The organism is Gardnerella sp. c10Ua_244 (assembly GCF_055818055.1).
The window spans coordinates 437,887-459,420 of record NZ_JARFVS010000002.1; the positions used below are offsets into that span (position 1 = coordinate 437,887).

The 21,534-nt window shown below is 42.6% G+C and carries 14 protein-coding genes and 2 tRNA genes; 1 reads left to right on the plus strand and 15 read right to left on the minus strand.

The window, feature by feature from the left end:
* Window position 1 precedes the first annotated feature (1 nt).
* The 9 genes from rsmH to P0108_RS05075 all read right to left on the minus strand — a co-directional run bounded on the left by rsmH (window position 2) and on the right by P0108_RS05075 (window position 11,686).
* Entirely contained in the window at window positions 2-1,027 is a 1,026-nt protein-coding gene (gene rsmH, locus P0108_RS05035) for a 16S rRNA (cytosine(1402)-N(4))-methyltransferase RsmH (protein ID WP_033888517.1), read from the minus strand.
* A gap of 11 nt (window positions 1,028-1,038) precedes the next feature.
* Window positions 1,039-1,851: a division/cell wall cluster transcriptional repressor MraZ gene (mraZ, locus tag P0108_RS05040; protein WP_004108525.1), complete on the minus strand. Its 813-nt coding sequence runs from the start codon at window positions 1,849-1,851 to the stop codon at window positions 1,039-1,041.
* Window positions 1,852-2,451: 600 nt separating this feature from the next.
* Window positions 2,452-3,789: a type I glutamate--ammonia ligase gene (gene glnA / locus P0108_RS05045; protein ID WP_004107357.1), complete on the minus strand. Its 1,338-nt coding sequence runs from the start codon at window positions 3,787-3,789 to the stop codon at window positions 2,452-2,454.
* 198 nt (window positions 3,790-3,987) lie between these two features.
* A complete protein-coding gene (locus tag P0108_RS05050; RefSeq protein WP_473730816.1) occupies window positions 3,988-4,710 on the minus strand; it encodes a hypothetical protein in 723 nt (240 codons plus the stop codon).
* Between the two features lie 81 nt (window positions 4,711-4,791).
* Complete coding sequence (gene dnaE / locus P0108_RS05055; protein ID WP_012914404.1) at window positions 4,792-8,358, minus strand: DNA polymerase III subunit alpha; 3,567 nt, start codon at window positions 8,356-8,358, stop codon at window positions 4,792-4,794.
* Window positions 8,359-8,404: 46 nt separating this feature from the next.
* A complete protein-coding gene (locus P0108_RS05060) occupies window positions 8,405-9,343 on the minus strand; it encodes an RluA family pseudouridine synthase (protein ID WP_473730817.1) in 939 nt (312 codons plus the stop codon).
* Window positions 9,336-9,830, minus strand: a complete 495-nt coding sequence (locus tag P0108_RS05065) for a signal peptidase II (RefSeq protein WP_473730846.1) — start codon at window positions 9,828-9,830, stop codon at window positions 9,336-9,338. The genes P0108_RS05060 and P0108_RS05065 overlap by 8 nt, the downstream gene beginning before the upstream one ends.
* 96 nt (window positions 9,831-9,926) lie before the next feature.
* On the minus strand, window positions 9,927-11,255 hold the full coding sequence (locus tag P0108_RS05070) for a DivIVA domain-containing protein (protein ID WP_473730818.1): 1,329 nt from the start codon (window positions 11,253-11,255) through the stop codon (window positions 9,927-9,929).
* Between the two features lie 152 nt (window positions 11,256-11,407).
* On the minus strand, window positions 11,408-11,686 hold the full coding sequence (locus P0108_RS05075; protein WP_012914408.1) for a YggT family protein: 279 nt from the start codon (window positions 11,684-11,686) through the stop codon (window positions 11,408-11,410).
* A gap of 173 nt (window positions 11,687-11,859) precedes the next feature.
* Between P0108_RS05075 and galE the strand changes: the two genes are divergently transcribed.
* Window positions 11,860-12,870: a UDP-glucose 4-epimerase GalE gene (gene galE / locus P0108_RS05080; RefSeq protein ID WP_473730819.1), complete on the plus strand. Its 1,011-nt coding sequence runs from the start codon at window positions 11,860-11,862 to the stop codon at window positions 12,868-12,870.
* Between the two features lie 48 nt (window positions 12,871-12,918).
* Here the strand turns inward: galE and P0108_RS05085 are convergent.
* The 6 genes from P0108_RS05085 to nrdD all read right to left on the minus strand — a co-directional run bounded on the left by P0108_RS05085 (window position 12,919) and on the right by nrdD (window position 21,312).
* A tRNA-Phe gene (locus P0108_RS05085) sits at window positions 12,919-12,991 on the minus strand.
* A gap of 43 nt (window positions 12,992-13,034) precedes the next feature.
* Window positions 13,035-13,108, minus strand: a tRNA-Asp gene (locus P0108_RS05090).
* A gap of 102 nt (window positions 13,109-13,210) precedes the next feature.
* Window positions 13,211-15,262 carry an ABC transporter ATP-binding protein gene (locus P0108_RS05095; protein ID WP_473730820.1) on the minus strand — a complete coding sequence of 684 codons (2,052 nt, stop codon included), beginning with the start codon at window positions 15,260-15,262 and terminating at the stop codon, window positions 13,211-13,213.
* A gap of 2 nt (window positions 15,263-15,264) precedes the next feature.
* Window positions 15,265-17,115 carry an ABC transporter ATP-binding protein gene (locus tag P0108_RS05100; RefSeq protein ID WP_473730821.1) on the minus strand — a complete coding sequence of 617 codons (1,851 nt, stop codon included), beginning with the start codon at window positions 17,113-17,115 and terminating at the stop codon, window positions 15,265-15,267.
* Window positions 17,116-17,967: 852 nt separating this feature from the next.
* The gene (nrdG, locus tag P0108_RS05105; RefSeq protein WP_410310318.1) at window positions 17,968-18,675 is read right to left on the minus strand and encodes an anaerobic ribonucleoside-triphosphate reductase activating protein; all 708 of its coding nucleotides are present in this window, start codon (window positions 18,673-18,675) and stop codon (window positions 17,968-17,970) included.
* A 219-nt stretch (window positions 18,676-18,894) separates the two neighbouring features.
* Window positions 18,895-21,312 (minus strand): anaerobic ribonucleoside-triphosphate reductase, encoded by a 2,418-nt coding sequence (nrdD, locus tag P0108_RS05110; RefSeq protein ID WP_473730822.1) that lies wholly within the window; start codon window positions 21,310-21,312, stop codon window positions 18,895-18,897.
* Window positions 21,313-21,534: the final 222 nt, after the last annotated feature.

A 21,534-nucleotide genomic window follows, 5' to 3' on the forward strand; every position in this document is an offset into this window, starting at 1 on the left:
GTCAGCGACCTCCTTTTATAGCTTTACGACCAGCCGCCTCATCTTCAAGCCTTGGAATCCAACGCTCCGGGATAGGGCGGCATAATTCGACAGCGCGCAAACGAACTGAAGAAGATCTAGTGTTATGAACAATTTCTTCTTTAGAAGCTTTCATAGCTCCGCGAGTAAGAGCTTTAAAGAACGGCTGAGCATCATCAGGAATAACAGGCATGTTTGCAGGAACATCAACTGTTAATCCTTGATTCATAAAACGTTTTACAGCTGTATCTTCCAACGAATGATAAGATTCAACAACTAAGCGACCATGCTCACGAAGATGTAAAGCAATTTTAGGAAGAGTACGGCTCAATTTATCTAATTCACCGTTCACTTCAATACGCAAAGCTTGGAACACTCGTTTTGCTGGATTTCCAGTAGCGCGATGAGCTTTCGGAATTACAGAGTCAACTAAGCTAACCAACTGACCCGAAGTAGCAATAGGCTCCGTAGCACGAACTTCAACAATACGACGAGCAATAGGAGAAGCAAAACGTTCTTCACCATACTCTCGGAAAATTCTAGTTAATTCTCGAGAATCATAAGTAGCTAAAATCGTTGCGGCAGTAGTTGCTTGCGTCGTATCCATACGCATGTCAAGTGCTGTATCGTGAGAATAAGAAAAACCGCGATCAGTTTCGTCAATTTGCAAACTTGAAAGACCCAAATCCATAAAAGCAGCATCAATACGGTCAATGCTGTTTTCTTGTAGCACTTCATCAATCTCATCGAATGCTGCATGTGCAGGAATAAAACGATTCTCGAGACCTTCGCTGCGCATTCTTTGCGTTGCTAACGAAAGTGCTTCAGAATCACGATCAATACCAATAAGTGTTGCAAAAGGCGCAGCTTTAAGAAAAGCAGTCGCATGACCAGCAAGGCCTAAAGTGCAATCTACTACTATTGCGCCTTTGTGTTGCAAAGAAGGAGTAACTAAATCAACACAATCCTGCAATAATACCGGTGCGTGAATAGCTGTAATATCTTTCATAGCATCAGTCATCACATCACCGCCGGAAGTACATCGTCAGCAATATCTGCATAACCTTGCTCACGATCGGCAAGATATTCTTCCCAAGCAGACTTATTCCAAATCTCTGCACGCGTACCAACACCAATAACAACAATTTGATCGCCCAAATTGGCGTAATCTCTTAACATTGGCGGCACAACAATGCGTCCCTGCTTATCTGGCTCTTCATCAACAGCACCAGAAAGGAACACACGAAGATAATCGCGAGCTGACTTATTGCTCATAGATGTGCGCTGAATTTGCGTTGCCATACGCTGGAACTCAACCATAGGTAGCACGTAAACACAATGCTCCTGACCGCGAGCCATAACAAAACCAGTTCCGAGCTGAGAACGGAATTTTGCAGGAAGTGCAACACGACCTTTATCGTCAATTTTTGGAGTATAAGTGCCTAACAAAATAGGTGTTGCTGGATGAGTTGACACAGCTTCTTGATATTGAGAAGCATAAAAAGGTGCAACTGGCATAGCTGCAGCTTGTGCAGACGAATCAGCAGCGCCGGACGGAGTGGAGGTGAAAACCGGTGCTGGCATATATTGCTGCATTGCTGGCATAACAGTTGAAGGCATACCATAATAACCCTGAATTGACTGCTTAGACTGTACAGGTTGAACAGGCTGAACGTATTGCTGCTGAGACACTTGTGAATCTTGCATTTGCAGTGGCATCTGCGATTGCTGAGAAACATTTGAATCAGCAGCTTGTTGAGCCTGATTTATGGAATGCGAAGAGGAAGAATTGGCGTTATTGCGCGGTTGCTTATCAGCAGCACGACGTGCCATACTCCACCTCCTTAACTCAACATGTACTATGCCATTTACACGTTGTTCACCATTTTACCCCATTCCTCCCCAAAAATCCCCACTTTTTTACAAAATTTTTGATTTTTTTGAAGCAAACCACCAATAGAAAACAAAAGACCCTAAAGCAGTATGCAATCTGCAGCAATGTCCCAAAACAACAAACAAAAGACCCTCACGCAGCGCGACGACCTGCTTGAGCGCTGCGATTTAGCGCGCGAAGGCAACTCGGAGCGCCGAGCTTGCTCAGAGTTGAAAGCACAGTGTGCTTTCACCGCAAGCGAGGTCTGCCTTCGTCTCGATTGACGAAGGCAGGGCAGAGTTGCGTGGTTGCGCTTTAAAAACTAGGTTGTGGTTAGTGTGCGCTGACGACCTGCCTGAGCGCTGACATTTAGCGCGAAGGCAACTCGGAGCGGAAACTCGCTAAAGTTGGAAGTCCAGTGGACTTCCAACGCGAGTTTCGTAAGCGAGCGCGTAATCCGCGCGAGCGCAATCTGCAGCAGTGTCCCAAAACATCAAACAAAAGACCCTAACGCAGTACAGTTTCTGCGTTAGGGCCTCTAAAGTACAAAGTCGCTCGCGCTACAAACGCGGCAAATACTTCTCAAGCTCAAAAGGCGTAACCTGACGACGGTACTCTTCCCACTCTTGATGCTTATTGCGCAAGAAGTACTCAAAAGCGTGTTCACCTAATACGCTTGCAACGAAGTCCGAGCGCTCCATAATCTTTAGTGCTTCATCCAAGGATTCCGGCAATGGCTGAATACCCATTGCTTGACGCTCAGCATCAGTAAGCTCCCAAACATCGTCGCTAGTTGGATCGCACAAAGTCATTTGCTTTTCAATACCATCCAAACCAGCAGCAAGAAGCACAGAGTAAGCAAGATACGGATTCGCCACAGGATCTAGCGCACGGAATTCCATTCGGCAAGAATTGCCTTTACCAGGCTTGTATTGTGGCACACGCAGAAGTGCAGAACGGTTGCTATGACCCCAGCAAACGTAGCTAGGAGCTTCCGCACCACCCCACAAACGCTTGTAAGAGTTCACGTATTGATCAGTTACAGCACAAATTTCTGAAGCATGATGCAAAATACCAGCCGCAAATTGACGCGCAATAAGAGACATATTAAATTCTTGACCTGCCTCATAAAAAGCGTTCGTGTCACCTTCGAACAAACTCAAATGCGTATGCATACCCGATCCAGGCTGATCAGTTAGCGGCTTTGGCATAAAGCTTGCATACATTCCGCGCTCAAGAGAAATTTCCTTAACTACAGTGCGGAAAGTCATAATATTGTCCGCGGTAGTAAGAGCATCTGCATAACGCAAGTCAATTTCGTTTTGACCAGGACCGCCCTCGTGATGCGAGTATTCTACAGAAATACCCATTTGCTCAAGCATACTAACTGCACTACGACGGAAATCCATAGCCGAACTTCTAGGAACGTGGTCAAAATAGCCACCCTCATCAATCGGCACAGGAGCTTTGGACCAATCATCTTGAGCTTCAAACAAATAAAACTCAATTTCCGGATGAACGTAGAAAGTAAATCCTTTTTCTTTCGCTTTTGCGAGCGCAGTCTTCAAAACGTGACGAGGGTCTCCCAGTGAAGGCTCTCCGTCTGGAGTTAGCACATCGCAGAACATGCGCGCTGTGCCTTCCGGACCTCCATGCCATGGAAGAATTTGGAACGTCGACGGATCCGGCTTCACAATCATATCGTCTTCTAGGACGCGAGTCATGCCTTCTATTGCTGAGCCGTCGAACCCTATTCCCTCTTCAAAAGCTGCTTCTAATTCAGCAGGGGCAATAGCAACGGATTTAAGCGTGCCTAAGACGTCCGTAAACCAGAGTCGAATAAAACGCACGTCTCGCTCTTCAACAGTACGTAGAGCAAACTCTTGTTGTCGATCCATAATAAACCCCTTGGGTATCATCCGGTTGTATGCATAGCCACGCACATATGCATATTCACGTGCAATTGTAGTGTATTATTTCGTATTGCGCTTCATATGTTGAGCTTATCTGCAATGAATTTACGTAATTGTAATGAAATTTCTACTTTCTAACGCAACTTCTTCAATTTAATATGCCAATTAATTGCTTAATTATTTTTACTTTCTTTTGCCATATTTTTGGAATAGCTCGTACGCGTTCGCATCGCTCAAATCGTCACTATTGAACATTTCTATATTTTGTTTTGAAAGAGTTTCAACTGTTTCCATGCCAATAGCTAAATCTTCTACTGTACGCGACCACACAGCTAATGCCATAGGCGCAACTATTTCTTGCGGTTCGCAATTATATTCGTAAACTTTTGCAGTTAATTTATCAGCTCTATTTGTAATGAGCATAACATCCATTCCACGGAAGAAATCAACAAATTTTTGCACTGCTTCTTCCGGCTCATTGCCGTCCAAATTTTTTAATACTGCAACAGCACCTTGCTCTTCATCGAAGCATCGTGCTGAAACACTAGCCATTTTGCAAAAAGCAGCTAGTAACTGAGCAGGCTGCACATACGTAATCATTAACGCAACTTTTGCTTTATTTCCAAGCAAACCTTGCAAATCTTCTTCAAAATTAGCTTCTTCAATATTGCGCATAGCTTGATCAAGAAAATCATTTTCTTGATTATCGTCGCTTTTTTGGTTATTTTCTAAATTTTCGCTATTTAAATTTTCTTGCGACTCTTCTTTAAATTCACGTTCAAATCCAGCGAGCGCATTATCTAATTCCGCATCAGTAAAAGAAGTGCGCACAGAATCGTCATTGTTACGCTCACCACCATTTTTACGCTTATCGTCACTGTTACGCTCGTCACCGTTGTTTAACATATTCGTTATTTCCTCCTCTTTCAATGTAATTCTTAAAGCATACCTAGTTTTATATTTTATCAAACCAGTAGTGCATATTTTCTACGCGCTAGGCAAACAACTAGATCCAAAAACAATTTTCATTTCAGCAAACAAAGAAGTATCTCGTTTTACGCGGAAACGATCTCCAAAAGTAAGAACTTGCGCCTTGCCTGTATCGTCGACAAGAGCCAAGCGCACTTCACAGCAGCCTGGATGTCGGCTCAAAATATTACTTAATTGCGCAACACGACCTTTATCTAGAACTTTACGAGGAATAACAACTGTTAAAGGTCTCTCATCCACTGATTCAAGAGTTGGTATTTCAAACTCTGTAGCACGCATGGAAACAGTTTCATCACGCACTTCAACTTGTCCACGAATACGCACAACTTGATCAATTGCAAGTTCTTGCGCTGAAGCTTCGTACACTTTGCCAAAGAACATGCATTGTATTGAACTTTCCATGTCTTCAACTGTGACAATCGCCCAAGCATTACCTTTTCGAGACACTCGCCTATCTACGCTCGTAACTAGGCCTGCAATAGTTACTTGCTGACCATCGCTCATAGTTCTTGCTCTGTCGATCAGTTGAGCGATTGACATCTCACGTAAATCTGCCAAAACTGCAGACAATCCGCTTAGTGGATGATCAGAAACGTACAATCCAAGCATTTCTCGCTCAAAATTAAGCTTTGTCTTTTTATCCCACTCTTCAACATCAGGTACAGTAATTTGCATATCTCCCATACCGTTGTCGTCATCCGAGTCAGAAGACGAATCAAGATCAGCAAATAAATCAAACTGACCCTCTGCCTGCTTGCGCTTAAGCGCAATCACAGAATCAATTGCAGGATCACAAATTTGAAACAGCGCACGACGATTTGAATCAATAGAATCAAAAGCTCCAGCTTTAATAAGCGACTCTACTAAACGTCGATTAAGTGCACTAATAGGAACACGTTGTACGAAATCCATAAAGTTTACGAAACGTCCGCGCTCACCTTCACGCTCAGTAATAATATCGTTTACTGCTTTGTCTCCAACGTTACGAATAGCACCCAAACCAAAGCGCACAACATCTCCAACTGCAGAATACTCAAGAACAGACTCGTTTACATCAGGTTGCAAAACTTGAATACCCATGCGCCTTGCCTCGCCCAAGTACAGTGCAGTTTTGTCTTTATTCGTACGTTCGTTTTGAAGCAAAGCTGCCATAAATTCCACAGGATAATGCGTTTTTAGGTATGCAGTCCAGTAAGAAATCAAGCCATAAGCTGCAGAGTGAGCTTTATTAAACGCGTAACCAGAGAACGGAACCAAAACATCCCACACAGCTTGTGCAGCTTCTTCAGAATATCCGTGAGCTTTCATACCTTCAAAGAATGGCACCTGTTCTTTTGCCAGCACTTCCGGCTTTTTCTTGCCCATTGCTCGACGTAACACATCTGCTTTACCAAGACTGTATCCTGCTAAAATACGCGCTGCAGACTGCACCTGCTCCTGGTAAACAATTAAACCGTAAGTTTCGTCCAAAACTTCCTTTAACGGCTCAGCAACTTCTGGATGAATAGGGATAATATCTTGCAAACCATTCTTGCGCTTAGCATAATTCGTATGCGAATCCATATCCATAGGACCAGGCCTGTAAAGTGCAATCAAAGCCGAAATATCGTTGAAATTATCCGGTTTCAAAGTACGTAGAAGCGCACGCATACCGTCGGAATCAAGCTGGAAAACGCCTAAAGTATCACCCCTAGAAAGCAGTTGATAAGTAGCTTTATCGTCTAACGGAATCTTAGTATAATCAATCGGATCCTTCCCATTATTTTCGATATTTCGCAAAGTATCGCGAATAACTGTCAAGTTGGAAAGACCCAAAAAGTCCATTTTTACAAGACCGAGCGTTTCACAAGTGTGATACTCAAAAGTTGTAGTAATAGTACCGTCAGTGCGCTCTAAAAGTGGCGAAGTGTTTGTGATTGGCTCCGAGCCCATGATTGTTGCACAAGCATGCACACCTGTTTGACGAATCAAACCTTCAATGCCCTTAGCTTCTTCCGTAATGCGATGAGTATCTGGATCCGTGTCGTACATTTCGCGAAACTCGCGCGCTTCAGCGTAACGCTTTGATTTTTCGTCGAAAATATCGTGCAAGCTCATATCTTTGCCGTTTTTAGCAGGAGGAAGAACTTTCGTAATTTTTTCGCCTACTGAAAACTCGTAGCCCATAATACGCGCAGAATCTTTAAGAGCTTGCTTCGTTTTAATAGTTCCGTAAATAACGCACTGAGCAACTTTATCTCTACCGTATTTTTCGCCCACGTATTCAAGAACTTTGGCCCTGCCATCCGGGTCAAAATCAACATCAATATCAGGCAAGGATACGCGCTCCGGGTTTAAGAAGCGTTCAAAAATCAGACCATGCTTCATAGGATCAAGCTCTGTGATGCCCATTGCGTACGCAACCATAGCGCCTGCAGCAGAACCACGACCAGGACCTACCATTACACCATGCGCTTTAGCCCAATTAATATAATCTGCAACAACTAAAAAGTATCCGCAGAATTGCATTTGGCAAATCACACCGCACTCGTAATCAGCCTGCTTTAAAACTTCCATTGGAATGTTGTTATTGTAACGACGCTCCAAACCTTCCTCGACTTTTTTAAGGAATAGCGAAGTCTCATCCCAACCTTCCGGGCAGTCAAATTGCGGCATAAAAGCGCCATCTTCGCCGTCGTCGAACATAACATTGCATCGACGAGCAATCTCAAGCGTGTTATCGCAAGCTTCTGGAAATTCTTTAAAAAGCTCACGCATTTGCTCAGCGGACTTCAAATAGTATCCTGAACCGTCAAACTTAAAACGGTCAGGATCGTCCAAGCGCGAGCCGGAATTAATGCAAAGCATAGCATCTTGCGCTTCACGATCTTCTTCATGAACGTAATGCAAATCGTTTGTTGCAAGAAGAGGTGCGTTAAGTTTTTTTGCAATTTCAAGCAAGTCTTTAGTTACGCGCGTTTCAATAGAAAGCCCGTGATTCATAAGCTCGATAAAGAAATTGTCACGCCCGAAAATATCTTGAAACTCACCAGCTGCTCGTAAAGCCTCTTTGAACTGACCTAAGCGAAGACGCGTCTGGATAATTCCAGAAGGGCATCCTGAAGACGCAATTACACCTTTTGAGTAGGTTGAAAGCACGTCTTTATCCATACGTGGGTAGCGCATAACTCTACCCTCAAGATTCGCCACAGACGAAGCTTTAAGAAGATTTGTTAAGCCAGTATCGTTTTCCGCCCACAAAGTCATATGCGTAATTAAACCGCCGCCAGAAACGTCATCTGCACGCTGATCTTCCGTGCCCCAATGCACGCGACTTTTGTCTTGTCTTGCTGTTTCAGGAGTAACATACGCTTCTATGCCAATAATTGGCTTAATCCCAGCTTTTACAGCCGTACTCCACATTTCGTACGCGCCGTGCATGTTGCCATGATCCGTAATAGCTACAGCCGGCATACCTAATTCTTTAGCGCGCGCTACTAAATCAGGTATTTTTGACGCACCATCTAGAAGTGAATAATGCGTGTGATTGTGCAAATGTACGAAGTTGGTTTCCGGCTGAGTCATAAAAGATATTCTATAAGCGAAAGTTGACTGAAAAAATGCAAAAACGTTACTTTAATAATGCTCGCATAGCTTCTAACGCGTGTTGCAAATCAAGAGGATAATGCGACTTAACCGTCACTGATTTACCCGTGCGAGGATGTGTAAAAGTAAGTTCCATAGAATGCAACCATTGACGTTGCAACCCAAGTTTTTGAGCCAAAACTGGGTTCGCTCCATACATTGAATCCCCAACCAAAGGGTGACCTATAGACGAAAAATGGACGCGTATTTGATGTGTACGACCAGTTTCCAAATTAACGCTTACTAACGTTGCTCGACTAAAACGCTCAAGCACATCCCAGTGCGTAACAGCAGGCTTGCCGTCAGAAGTAATAGTAAAACGAAAATCAGATACTTTTGCGCGACCTATAGGAGCATCAATAGTAGCTTTATCTTGCGCTAAATCTCCTTGAACAAGCGCATGATACGTTTTTTTAACGATATGCTTTGCAAACTGATTTTTCATTACTTCATAAGCAAAATCTGTTTTACAAACTAGCATTAATCCGCTTGTTCCAACGTCTAATCTGCTTACGATTCCTTTGCGCGATTCGTCGCACAGCGTTGTTTTTATATCTATTCCAACAGCTTCTAGGCATTCTGGAACTGTCGGCCCACTCCATCCCTTTGCTGCGTGAGAGGCAACTCCAACAGGCTTATCTATTACAACAACATCGTCGTCGTTGTAAATAATTGGAATATTACATACAGAAGATTCATTATTTTGCTCTTCTTTTTGTTCTGCACTTTCTTTTTGATCGACAACAATCGTATCGCCATCTTGCAAAATGGAGGATTTTTGCGATTTTCTACCTAAGATTTTCGCTTGGTTACGCTCAATAAGAGATATCGCACTTGCACGCGAAACTCCCATTAGTTTTGATAAGCAAACATCAAATCTGCAGCCGGAAAATTGGCTTGTAACTTTAAAGCAAATATCACTCATCGGCATGCCCGAAAAGAGGAATCCCAATCAAAATAAGGCATACAACTGCGATTCCTGCAAACATAAGCTCAATATCTGCAACGTTCCCAACAGACCAACCGTAGTTTATAAAATCTACGACTTTGCCATTCAAAAAACCTTGAGCATATTGCGTTCTATCAATGAGGTTTCCGAAAGCTCCAGCAAACGCTAGAGCAAACGCAATAGTCCAATACAAAGATTTTGTGTGCTTAATAGCCGCTATCATGGCACCACAAGCAGCACAAGCTAATACGCTAATAACCCATGTAAAAGAAGAACCTAAGCCAAATGATGCTCCAGGATTTCGTACAAGAGTTAAAGAAAGCAAGTGCGGCACAAGCTCAATGTTTTTCCCGTCACTAAGCGTCGCCAAAGCCCAAAGTTTTGTTATGCGATCTAGCACAACACCAATAAAAACAATTAGTGCAAAAACGGCTACGCGAGTACGTAGCCGTTTCACACGCACATCTCTATGCGTCAATATTTATCCGATCTTTAGTAATTCAAATAGTATCGGTGCAGTGCGCAACATTTTAAAATATCAGTCACGCACTGCTAAAAACTACTCTTGCTTACCAGATTCTTCACCCTGCTTGTTGCCTAATGCAGCATAGGTATTTTCATCAGAAACTTGAGCAACCAACTGACCAAGGAAATCAGTCAAGCGAGTACGATATTCAGTCTCAAATTGCTTGAGGCTCTGAATATTTCCTTCAATAACTTGAGTTTGCTTCTCAAGATTCTCACGTACCTGACGAGCATATGCATCAGCAGCTGTACGAGTTGTAGAATCATAGTCTGCAGCACGATGCTGTACTTCAGCTTCATACTGGTCAGCTTGATCATGCGTCTGCTTAGAGTAATCATCAGCAGCTTGACGAACCTTACCAGAGTAAGCATCAGCCTCATTGTGAGCACGAGCAGCATAAGAATCAGCATCGCCGCGAGTACGAGTAGAGTAATCGTCAGCATCAGCATGAGTCTGCTTGCTGTATTCTTCAGCTTCAGAACGAGTGCGTGCAGAATATTCATCTGCCTTAGCAACAGTTTCGTTATAACGAGCTTGGCTTTCTTCAACAATTTGTTGAGCCTTAGCCTTGCCCTTATCTACATATTGATCATGCAATTGCATAGCAAGAGTCAACATTGCAGTTGCACGCTCTGGCTCAGAACCTTGTGCTTCTGCACCAGCACCAGCAATCTTTTGCAAGCTACCAGTTTCAGTATTTGGTTCCATCTTAGCAACCTGCTTTCGAAGCTGCTCTTCACGCTGACGGGACTCTTCCAACTGCTTGGAAAGTTCCTCAATCTTAGTGTTTTCTTGCTGAGTGACAACAAGCTGCTGGCGAACAGTTTCAAGCTCGCGACCCAAGTTTTCGCTGCTTGCACGGAAGTCGTCACGCTCGCGAGTAACAGCTTCAAGCTCTTTTTGAACCTGCTTAGCATTGTCTGCTTGAGCAGTTTGAGCAGTTAACTGATCTACCTGCGCACCCAAACCATCTAACTGTTCCTTCAACTGCTGGTTTTGAGCAGTCAAAGCACGATTACTTTCTTCAGCTTCGCGCAACTTAGTTGCAGTAGCTTCAAGTTGAGAAGCAGCTTCATTTGATTCGCCCTGCTTCTTAGAAGCATCACGCAATGCCTCATTTTCTTTAGTTAAGGATTCTACCTTAGAAGTTAACTCAGCAATCTTCGTATTCAAACCCGCAACATCACGACCAAGAGATTGCGTGGAAGCCCCTAGGCCCTGCACTGCCTGCTGACCGAGTGCTTCTATTGTTTCTGTAACCTGATCGAGAAACTCGTCGACCTCGTCAACGTCATAACCTCCCTTAAAACGTACAATTTGGAAGGTATGCTCTCGAATGTCCTTAGGCGTCAACAGAGTCATATGCTTTACACCTCGCTTTTTGGGCATAGCCCTTTGATATATATCTATTCGATGCTATCACGTCCGCAGAAAATTAGTGCGGTTAATACAAAAATTTATGCAACAAAACGCCGCTTTTATAAAAATTACGCGTTAAAAAACCGTAAACTCATCTATAACCAAATTTGAAGAACGTATAGAGCAAAATATAAAAGCATATAACTTACGTCAATACTAATATTTCCACAACGAGTTGGCGGAATAAACTTGCGCAATACGCGCAATGGCGGTTCTGTTATGAAATAAATAATCCGTATTAGAAAATTAAAAGCACCTCTAGGACGCATACGAGGAACAAGCACAAATAACCAATCTGCAACCATTCGAATAATCATTATTATCAAATAAGCGCGTATAATCACACGCAATATAGATAACGCAACAAATATCATTCGAACATCACCTTACAAAATAATACAACTAACACATTCAAGTTAAGCATACGCTGCAGAATCAAAATGCGAGAATAACAGATGCTATGCAACAGATGCATATCATTAAACTTCAGTTTTACGAGATATAATCTCACTGATTGTATTGATATTATTCAAAAGGAAGGTCGACAATGACTGTTCTTGTTACAGGTGGATGCGGATACATTGGAGCACATGTAGTTCACGCCTTACATGAAACAAAGCAAAATGTCGTCGTCGTTGACGATTTAAGCTACGGAAAGCCTACAAGAATTGAAGGCGCACGTCTTTATGGTATGGATATCTCTTCTCCTGATGCAGGAAAGCGACTTGCGCAAATCATGAAGGACGAGAATGTTGATGCTGTAATTCACTTTGCTGCTAGAAAGCAAGTTGGAGAGTCCGTAGAAAAGCCACTTTGGTATTATCAACAGAATATTAACGGCATGCTTAATGTGCTTGAAGGCATGAAAGATAGCGGAGTTAAGAAGCTCGTATTTTCTTCTTCTGCAGCAACTTATGGAGTGCCTCCTGTTGAAGTTGTACCAGAAGATGTTGTGCCAATGTTGCCAATTAACCCTTATGGTCAAACCAAGCTTTTTGGCGAGTGGATGGCACGTGCTTGCGAGCACACATACGGAATTCGCTTCTGCGCACTGCGTTACTTCAACGTAGCTGGATGCGGTCCGGTGGAATTGGAAGATCCTGCGATTTTGAACTTAATTCCTATGCTTCTTGACAGACTACAGCGAGGAAAAGCACCTGCTATTTTTGGCGACGACTATCCTACTGCTGATGGCACTTGCATTCGCGACTATATTCACGTTTCTGATTTAGCAGACGCGCATATTGCGGCACTCACGTATTTGGATCGCGACGAGCGCAAGTACGATGCTTTTAACGTAGGAACTGGTAAGGGTACGTCTGTGCGCGAAATTGTTGACGAAGTGCGCAAAGTTACCGGTTTACCATTTAAAGAAACTGTTCTTGATCGCAGAGCTGGAGATCCTCCACAGCTTATTGGCAGCACGAAGCGAATTAACGAAGAAATGGGATGGCATGCTCGCTACGACGTTAAGGATATCGTAGAATCTGCTTGGGCAGCTTGGCAGGCAAATCCTGAGCATCATATTGATGTTGATTCGTGGAAGCAGCTTGACTAGCGAATAAAACAAAACGCGCGGCACAAATCGTGTCGCGCGTTTTTGTTGTGGCTCCGAGCGGGATCGATCCGCTGACCTAACGATTTTCAGTCGTTCGCTCTACCAACTGAGCTACAGAGCCATGACGAATAAAAAACCCGGCGAACCGGGTATTCTATTAATCGCGACCCCGGCCGGACTTGAACCGGTGACCTCCGCCGTGACAGGGCGGCGCTCTAACCAACTGAGCTACGGGGCCGTGGCTTTGTTCTCTCGAACAGCCGAGTCACTATCTTACAGAATCCTTAGCAAAATGCAAGTGCCGCGCGTGTTCGGCGTGTTGCCGCACAAAATCAAGCTATTATTCAAGCTCAACAGCTCCAGTGCAAAGCTGATAATACTCCCCACGTTTTGCCAATAATTCCTCATGTGAACCGCGCTCAATAATGCGACCGTGATCCAGCACCATAATCACATCAGCATTGCGCACTGTAGACAGTCTGTGAGCGATTACAAACACAGTACGCCCTACCATCAAAGAATCCATTCCATGCTGAACTAACTCTTCAGTATGCGTGTCAATCGATGAAGTTGCTTCATCGAGAATCAACACAGGAGGATTTTCTACTGCAGCACGAGCAATAGAAATAAGCTGCTTCTGACCTTGAGAAAGCCCTTCACCGCCATTGTTAAGCTGCGTATTGTATCCGTCAGGAAGATGAGAAATAAACGCGTCAGCATGAGCTAATTTTGCAGCTTGAATACAATCTTCGTCGCTAGCATCAAGATTTCCATAACGAATATTGTCCATTATTGTGCCTGTAAATAAATTCACATCTTGCAAAACAGTGCCAATAGCGTGGCGCAAATCCGTTTTGCAAATATCGCGCACGTCAATGCCATCATACAAAATTTGCCCATCATCGATGTCGTAAAAACGCGTAAGAAGGTTAGCAATAGTAGTTTTTCCAGCACCTGTAGCTCCAACAAGAGCAACTTTTTGACCAGGTTTTGCAAACCATGTAATATCGTGCAAAACTGGATGATCCTCTTTGTAACCAAACACAACATCCGTAAAGCGAACGTCGCCTCGAAGCAAAGTATAGCGGCCATCCTTAGAAGTGCGAGCATCTCGCTTTGCATGGCACACAATCTCTTGAGCCATTTCACTTAAGTTTTGAGCGCGCTTTTTAGCTTTAGTACCATTATCTTGCTTTGATCTTTTCCAAGCCCAATAAATATTGCTTCCTTCAGATTGTTCATCTACTTCTTCAAGCACATCAAATGCTGATTTTTCTTCAAAATCTTCATCAGACTGAAGTACACGCACTTTAACTAATTGCACACTGCCAGAATCAAGTTCTGGCTTTTCATCAAGTAACTCAAAAATACGAGAAGCTCCTGCAAGAGCCATCATAAGTGCGTTAGCTTGCATTGTAATTTCGCCAATAGGGTTAATAAATGCGCGCGAAAGTGCCAGCAAAGATATAAGTGTACCCAATGTAAGAGTACTAGATCCAGCTAATCCCAGCGTTGGCAGACCCGCTGAAGCAGCCCACGCACCAAGTAAAGCAATTAATACATAAAGCAAATAGCTTGCATTACTAATAACCGGCATTACATTATTTGCATAAGAATTTGCACTTGCAGAAATTTTTTGCACTTTTTCTATGCAATTATCTAATTTTTCAATAGAATCTGCCTCATGATTAAAAATTTTAATCACTTTGCTGCCTGTTGCAGATTCTTCAACAAACTCATTTAGCTCACCTAATGCATGCTGGAATTGCTCAAATAGACTGCCAGATTTCTTTAGCATAAAACGCACTAAATAAAGCAATATTGCAGTAAATATAGCTACAAAAACTGCAACCGGAAGAGATAGGCACATAATAGATATAAACGCTGCCAAAATTGACATTAGTGCAGAAAAAGAGTCCGGAAATGCCCACGAAATTGCCTCACGAAGAACCTCAGTATCGTTTGTGTAACGACTCATAATATCGCCGTAACCTTGAGAATCTAAGTAACGCAATGAAAGCTTCTGCTGATGCTTAAACATAGAATCTCGCAAATCACGCATAACACTTTCAGATATATTCGCAACAAGTCTGCTCCAAAGCCAAGAACAAAACACACCAACAGCGTAAACACTTGCCATCAGAATAATCATGCGAACAAGAGGCGTCCAATCCTGATTATGCTTACCAACAAGCGGAAGAATATACGAGTCCACAAGAGATTGCAAAAACACTGCACTTGCAGCTTGCACAATTGCGCTAACTATTATTGATGCAATAATTACGTAAATTTTAACTCGATACACCAGCACATAAGAGGCAAGTCTGCTAAGAGTTTCCCAACTAATAGCTGAATCATTTTTAGAAGAGTGAGCCGTTTTATTCTTAGCCATTGTTATTTAGCTCCTTCTTCTTTAGTTGCGCCAGTTATGCTACTTTTTTCTTGAGAAATCGCCATATTTCTGTAAAATTCACAAGACTTAAATAATTCATCATGCGAACCGTTAGCAACAACACGACCATCTTTAAGAACAACAATAATATCTGCATGTTCGATTGAAGATATGCGCTGAGCAACGATAATTTGCGTAGAATCAGGCATAAACTTTTTCAAGCCATCGCGAATTTTACTATCAGTTTTCATATCAACTGCGCTCATCGAGTCGTCAAGGATTAAAATTTTCGGCTTCCTCAAAAGTGCGCGCGCGATACACAAACGCTGTCGTTGACCACCGGAAACATTCTTACCGCCCTGATCAATATGCGTATTGTAGCCATCTGGTAAATCTTTAATAAACTCATCAGCACAAGCAATTTCGCAAGCTTGACGCAAATCATCATCGCTTGCTTCCGCTCTACCCCAGCGAAGATTTTCTGCAATTGTGCCACTAAACAAAATATTTTTTTGTAGAACAACGCCAACTTCTCCACGCAAACTAGAAGAATCATAATCGCGAATATCTTTTCCACCTACAAAAAGAGTGCCAGAAGTTACGTCATAAAGTCTTGCAATTAATTGCACTAAACTTGATTTTCCAGATCCCGTTGCACCAACAACACCAACAGTTGCTCCAGAAGGAATAGATATATTTATATCATGTAAAATTTCCTGTTCTGCTGGGGCAGATTCATCTGTATTACCTGATTGAGGATAGCGTAACGAAACATTTTCAAAACGCACAGAAGCGTCAGAAAGCTTTGTCAGCGGATGCTTGGAAACAACTTCAGTATTTCGAGATTGCAAAACATGTGAAATACGATGCATCGAAGCTCGAGCTGTTAACGACATTACAAAAACTGCAACTAAATTCGCTAAAGCAAACAAAATTTGCAAAGCATACACTACTAATGCAGCAAGATTTCCTGTTGTTAAACCAAAAGCAGGATTATTCCCCGAAGCCACAATTTCACGTGAAGCCAACCACGCAATAAGTAGCATGCCAGAATAAAAACATAAGTTAAACAAAGGAATACTACAATTTAACACATACTCAGCTTTAATAAAATAATCATAGATTTTATGTGAAATACGCGTAAAACGACTTATTTCATAATCAGAACGCACATAAGACTTTACGATGCGAATATTATGCAAATTCTCGCCAACTCTATTATTCATCTCGTCAATCATTCGATAAATTCGAGAAAATGCTGGAGCAACTATACTAGCTCCAACAGCGCCAATTGCACCAATAATAGGCACGAATGAAAGAAAAACCCACGAGATAGCAGGGCTAATTGAAAAAGTAAACCACCAAGCAGTGATGATAATCATAACGCTGCGAACACCAGAGCGAATAATCATTTGGTAAGCAAATTGCACATTTGACACATCGCTAGTCATACGCGTAACAACAGTGCCGCTAGAAAACTTATCTAAATCAGAAAAACTTAAACTTTGTAAGCGTGAAAACATGTTGTGACGTAAATTTTTACCGAAACCAGCACTAGAATGCGCGCAACAAATACCAGAAATAACGCCTGCAATCATTGCAATTGCAGCAAAAATAAGCAATTGCAAACCATAATATTGCACAGCTTCTTGAGAACGTGACATAATGCCAAAATCAATAAGATTTGACATTACTGTAGGGATCTCAATTTGCATAGCAGCTTCAACGAGAATAGTAACAGCTGTTAAGACGCCAAGAAAACGATACCTTTTTAAAGATGACAGAATCGTACGCAATGCGCGAGGAGGATTATTTTTAATTTTTCGCGAATTGTCCTTCAAATTCCCCGCCATTGTGCTCCTCCCCATATATAATGTAATGTGTAGGTTTAATAATATCACTTCTCAAATTTTAACTATTGCGCATGGAAATATTCCCGCATTGAGTTATTTAATTACCAAATGCATAAATAGATTAATCTTTGACATATTAGCATACAGACAAATCACATACGAAAAAGTGCTTCTACAGATTCAACTTACAAAAACCATTAATTTCATCTTATAAAAGTTATATACTGAAAAAATGTATATTCGCATGTATAAAGAGGTACTGTTATGAATATAAAAAAGCTATTAATAAAATGCTTGCTTGCTCAGTAGCATTATCCATGTCTTTTTTACTATCATTGCAAGCTCAAGCCAACACCCAAGAAGAAACTTATTGAGCAACACGAAGATAGTTGGCACTGTACACAGCAGAAAGGCATTTGTGTCGACTTGCAGTGAGAATTTCCATTATTAATATCAACAATTATGTGAGGAACAATATGAACAGCAAACACGTAGTTCTACTGCCAATAACGTTGCTTTGTTATATTTCGTCAGCTATTTATTTCTTTAAACAATTGAAGGAATTAAAAGACGATAACACTTGTATTAATATTGCTAGTCTCACCATTCAAGCATTCGTCCTATTAATATTAATAATCTATCTTTTATATTTATGCAAAGAAAAGACATACCAAACTATCTATCGTTTAATTACAGTATTTATGAGCATAGTTAGCATAATTCTTTTAGCAGTTTGCGATACAGATGTTACGAGATTAATTATATTTACCTTAACATGTGTATATGTATGCATTCTTATAATCGTCCGCAAACATTGTTAAATATATCGTATGAGTAGCAAATTCAATAGGATTATGAAGCATCGCCTTCGCCTTGCGCACGGTCTTTGCCGTAAATTGACGGAATAAAACGCTCCTGATCGTGAAGCTTTTCCCAAATTACAGGAGGATTTTGCGGATTTTCCAGAGACTTTGGAACATTGATAATTCGCTGATTACTAGAACCGCGGAATTGCAAAAGCGAATCATGCAAATCCTTCATATAACGGCCGTCAACAAGAATATCAATGTATTGCAGCAACTCAAGCTTATCCAAAGTCTCCCCTGGGCGCATAAGCTCTTCCCAAGTGTATCCAGTCCAACTCCAAATATCTTTTGTATTGCCAAACTCTTTTCTAATACGCTTGCAAAGAGGCAGCAAAATGCCCGTATTAAGCAAAGGCTCGCCGCCAAGCAAAGTCAATCCTTGCACATAAGGCTGCGCCAAATCTTCCATAATTTGATCTTCAAGCTTTTGAGTATAAGGATGCCCAGCGCGAAAATCCCAAATCGACTCGTTATAGCACTCAACGCAATGGAACGGGCAACCGGAGACGTAAAGCGAGCAGCGAATTCCCTCGCCGTCTGTCATCAAAAAACGCTTGTAATCGGCAACCATGCCCTGACTCATGCGCTCACTAGACCACTGTCCTGCGCGAGGGTTATTTGAAAGAGAGGTAGGAATCCACGGTCCACGATTCACATCTGCAGGCGCAAAATCGTGCAAACTCATGCGAGCCATATCCAACCCCCTTTCAAACCAAATAAACAACTAAAAATAAACAACCAAATTTGCGAAAATAAAATAAATCCAGCCGTTAGAAAGTGCAATCACAAAACGCAATACATTTCTAACGGCCAGATTATCACCAAACAACAAACACAAGAAAAGCTATTTATTTAGCTAAATTATCTAGTCATACTTATTTTACTAAGTTTCAACATAGCTAATTAGCTAAGTTTATTTTGTTTCCTCATACCATTCGCGAGACTCACCGTTGTTAAGAGTCACATGACCAGTTTCGCCAGACATGTGCTTTACGCGGTGAGCGATTTCCTCGTGACGACCGTGAACCATTGGACGCTGAACAGGATTGCCCAAGTAGCCGCAAGTACGCTTCGTAACATTGCACTTATCTGGGTCGCTGTTTCCGCACTCAGGGCAGCGGAAGCCTTCTTTAGTCGGCTCAAAATCGCCCTGGAAACCACAAACGAAGCAGTGATCGATTGGCGTATTCGTACCCAAGTAGCCGATGCCAATCTTGTAAGCGTAATCCCAAACAGCTTCCAAAGCCTTAGGATTTGCCTGCAAGCATGGGAACTCGCAGTAGTTAATAAAGCCGCCGGAAGCAAGATACGGGAAGTCAACCTCGTAGCGAAGCTTCTCCATAGGAGTTGGCTGCAACCAAACCGGGTAATGGAAGGAATTAGTGTAGAAGTCGTGATCAGTAACGCCTTCAATGCGACCGAACTTCTGGCGATCCATGCGGTTAAAGCGATCAGTCAAAGACTCAGCAGGAGTTGAGTAAACGGAGTAATGATAGCCTTCAGCCTTTGACCACTGCTGGCAAAGCTTATTCATGCGGCGAACCAAAGAAAGCGCAAATTCCTTGCCTTCCTCATTCCAGCTGTGATCTTGCATCCAATCCTTGCCGAAGAACACGGCCGTAGTTTCGTACAAACCAATGTAGCCAAGAGAAACAGTTGCGCGCTCATTACGGAACAACTGATCCACGCTTTCGTTAGCTTCCAAACGACCAAAAGCACCGTAACGGAACAGCGTTGGAGCATTTACAGGAGTTGCCTGCTTGCAACGCATAATACGGAATCGCAAAGCTTGGTGAGCTACTTCCATACGCTCGTCGAAAAGCTTCCAGAAGCGAGTCACATCGCCGTGAGATTCAAGAGCAATACGTGGCATGTTAACAGTTACAACGCCAAGATTCATACGGCCATCTTCAACGTCCTTGCCGGTCTTTGGATCAATCCAACCCTGAAGGAACGAACGGCAACCCATAGGAGCCTTGAAGGAGCCAGTAATCTTAACAATATTCTCGTAGAACACAACGTCTGGGTACATGCGCTTTGTAGAGCACTCAAGCGCAAGCTGCTTCAAATCGTAGTTCGGGTCGCCAGCGTCCGCGTTAACACCGTGCTTAATAGTAAACACAAGCTTAGGGAAGATTGCAGTATGACGATCTTTGCCGAGACCACGAATACGGTTAAGCAAAATAGCGCGCTGAATTTCACGAGCAAACCAAGAAGTACCCAAGCCAAAGCCAACAGTTACGAACGGAGTCTGACCGTTAGAAACGCGGTTAGAATTGATTTGATATTCCATTGTTTGCATAGCGTCGTAGATCGCCTTACGCGTCATAATCTTTGCGTAAACTTCACGGAGCTGATCCAACTCGCCCAAATTCTTATCAAAAGGAGTATCAGCAGGCAGTGGATCCCTGTCCAAGCAGTGGAGATTCTTAGGCTCCTGAGCCTTCAAGCCGTCAATCATATCTTTTGCGACTTGAATTGGCGTGGAATCAGGAATCATTGCGTGTGCCATAGCAAGATTCTTGTCGTAATCGCACTTAGCGTAAGGCTCAAGCATTTCGTCAGCGCGATTAACAGTCTGACCACCGTATTGCGCGCCAGCAATATCCTTAATAATTTGCGTAACCTGAGTTGCAGCAGTACCAATAGACTTTGGACTATCCATCATTGCATTACCAAGAGCAAATCCCTTAGCAAGCATATCGCCAAAATCAGGAAGCGAGCAGTTGCTCATGCAAGTAAATGGCGAATAATCAGCGTCATGGAAGTGAATATCACCCTTCATATGAGCGTTAGAAACTGCGTGAGGAAGCATAGAGAACGCAGAAGCTTTAGAAACAGCACCTGCAAGAAGATCACGCTGAGTTGCATAAACATTAGAATCCTTATTTGCGTTTTCACGAACAAGAGACTCATCACGATTTACAAGACGGTTAACAGCCTCGTTGATATCAGTAGCTCTAGCGCGGTCTATATCTCGGTTCAGTCGGTAGCTCGTGTAGCAACGAGCAACCTCATAAAGGTGATTTTCAATAAGACTATGCTCAACCAAGGTCTGAATATCTTCAATCTTCGCCGGGCCATTGTAACGATCTTGAATTTCAGCCTCAATATGATCAGAAATATTACGAATCAACTGCTCTTCTTGCGGACCGACTTCCTTGCCCAAATCCTTAAAAGCAGCCTTGATTGCCATAATGATATTCAGCGGATCAAAATCAACTACGCGACCATCGCGCTTTTCGACCTGCACGCGAGAAACTGGAATTTCAACTACATCATCCGTACAATTTTCTGCGCTTGTGACAGCAGTTTCTTCCAAAACCTGCATCGGTACAGACCTTTCTCAAACACTGTTCCTTCTAGCAAAATCTCTCGTTGCAAACATGGGAACTATTTCTAACAACTCGCTCTACTATAACCCAACTCATGCACAATATCTAGGGCAAGACGCAAAGATAACCACCTATATATAGTGATTTATGTCACAATCGCGATTTTTGCGGCGTGTCCTGGTGTGTCGTAATTGATAAACGATAAATTACTGAATACA

Bases quoted from the DNA above. Each gene is read 5' to 3' on its own strand.
- nrdD (WP_473730822.1), bottom strand. From the start codon at position 21,312: ATGCAGGTTTTGGAAGAAACTGCTGTCACAAGCGCAGAAAATTGTACG.
- glnA (WP_004107357.1), bottom strand. From the start codon at position 3,789: ATGGATCGACAACAAGAGTTTGCTCTACGTACTGTTGAAGAGCGAGAC.
- rsmH (WP_033888517.1), bottom strand. From the start codon at position 1,027: ATGAAAGATATTACAGCTATTCACGCACCGGTATTATTGCAGGATTGT.
- dnaE (WP_012914404.1), bottom strand. From the start codon at position 8,358: ATGACTCAGCCGGAAACCAACTTCGTACATTTGCACAATCACACGCAT.
- P0108_RS05100 (WP_473730821.1), bottom strand. From the start codon at position 17,115: ATGGCGGGGAATTTGAAGGACAATTCGCGAAAAATTAAAAATAATCCT.
- nrdG (WP_410310318.1), bottom strand. From the start codon at position 18,675: ATGGCTCGCATGAGTTTGCACGATTTTGCGCCTGCAGATGTGAATCGT.
- P0108_RS05050 (WP_473730816.1), bottom strand. From the start codon at position 4,710: ATGTTAAACAACGGTGACGAGCGTAACAGTGACGATAAGCGTAAAAAT.
- P0108_RS05070 (WP_473730818.1), bottom strand. From the start codon at position 11,255: ATGACTCTGTTGACGCCTAAGGACATTCGAGAGCATACCTTCCAAATT.
- P0108_RS05095 (WP_473730820.1), bottom strand. From the start codon at position 15,262: ATGGCTAAGAATAAAACGGCTCACTCTTCTAAAAATGATTCAGCTATT.
- P0108_RS05075 (WP_012914408.1), bottom strand. From the start codon at position 11,686: ATGATATTTGTTGCGTTATCTATATTGCGTGTGATTATACGCGCTTAT.
- mraZ (WP_004108525.1), bottom strand. From the start codon at position 1,851: ATGGCACGTCGTGCTGCTGATAAGCAACCGCGCAATAACGCCAATTCT.
- P0108_RS05060 (WP_473730817.1), bottom strand. From the start codon at position 9,343: ATGAGTGATATTTGCTTTAAAGTTACAAGCCAATTTTCCGGCTGCAGA.
- galE (WP_473730819.1), top strand. From the start codon at position 11,860: ATGACTGTTCTTGTTACAGGTGGATGCGGATACATTGGAGCACATGTA.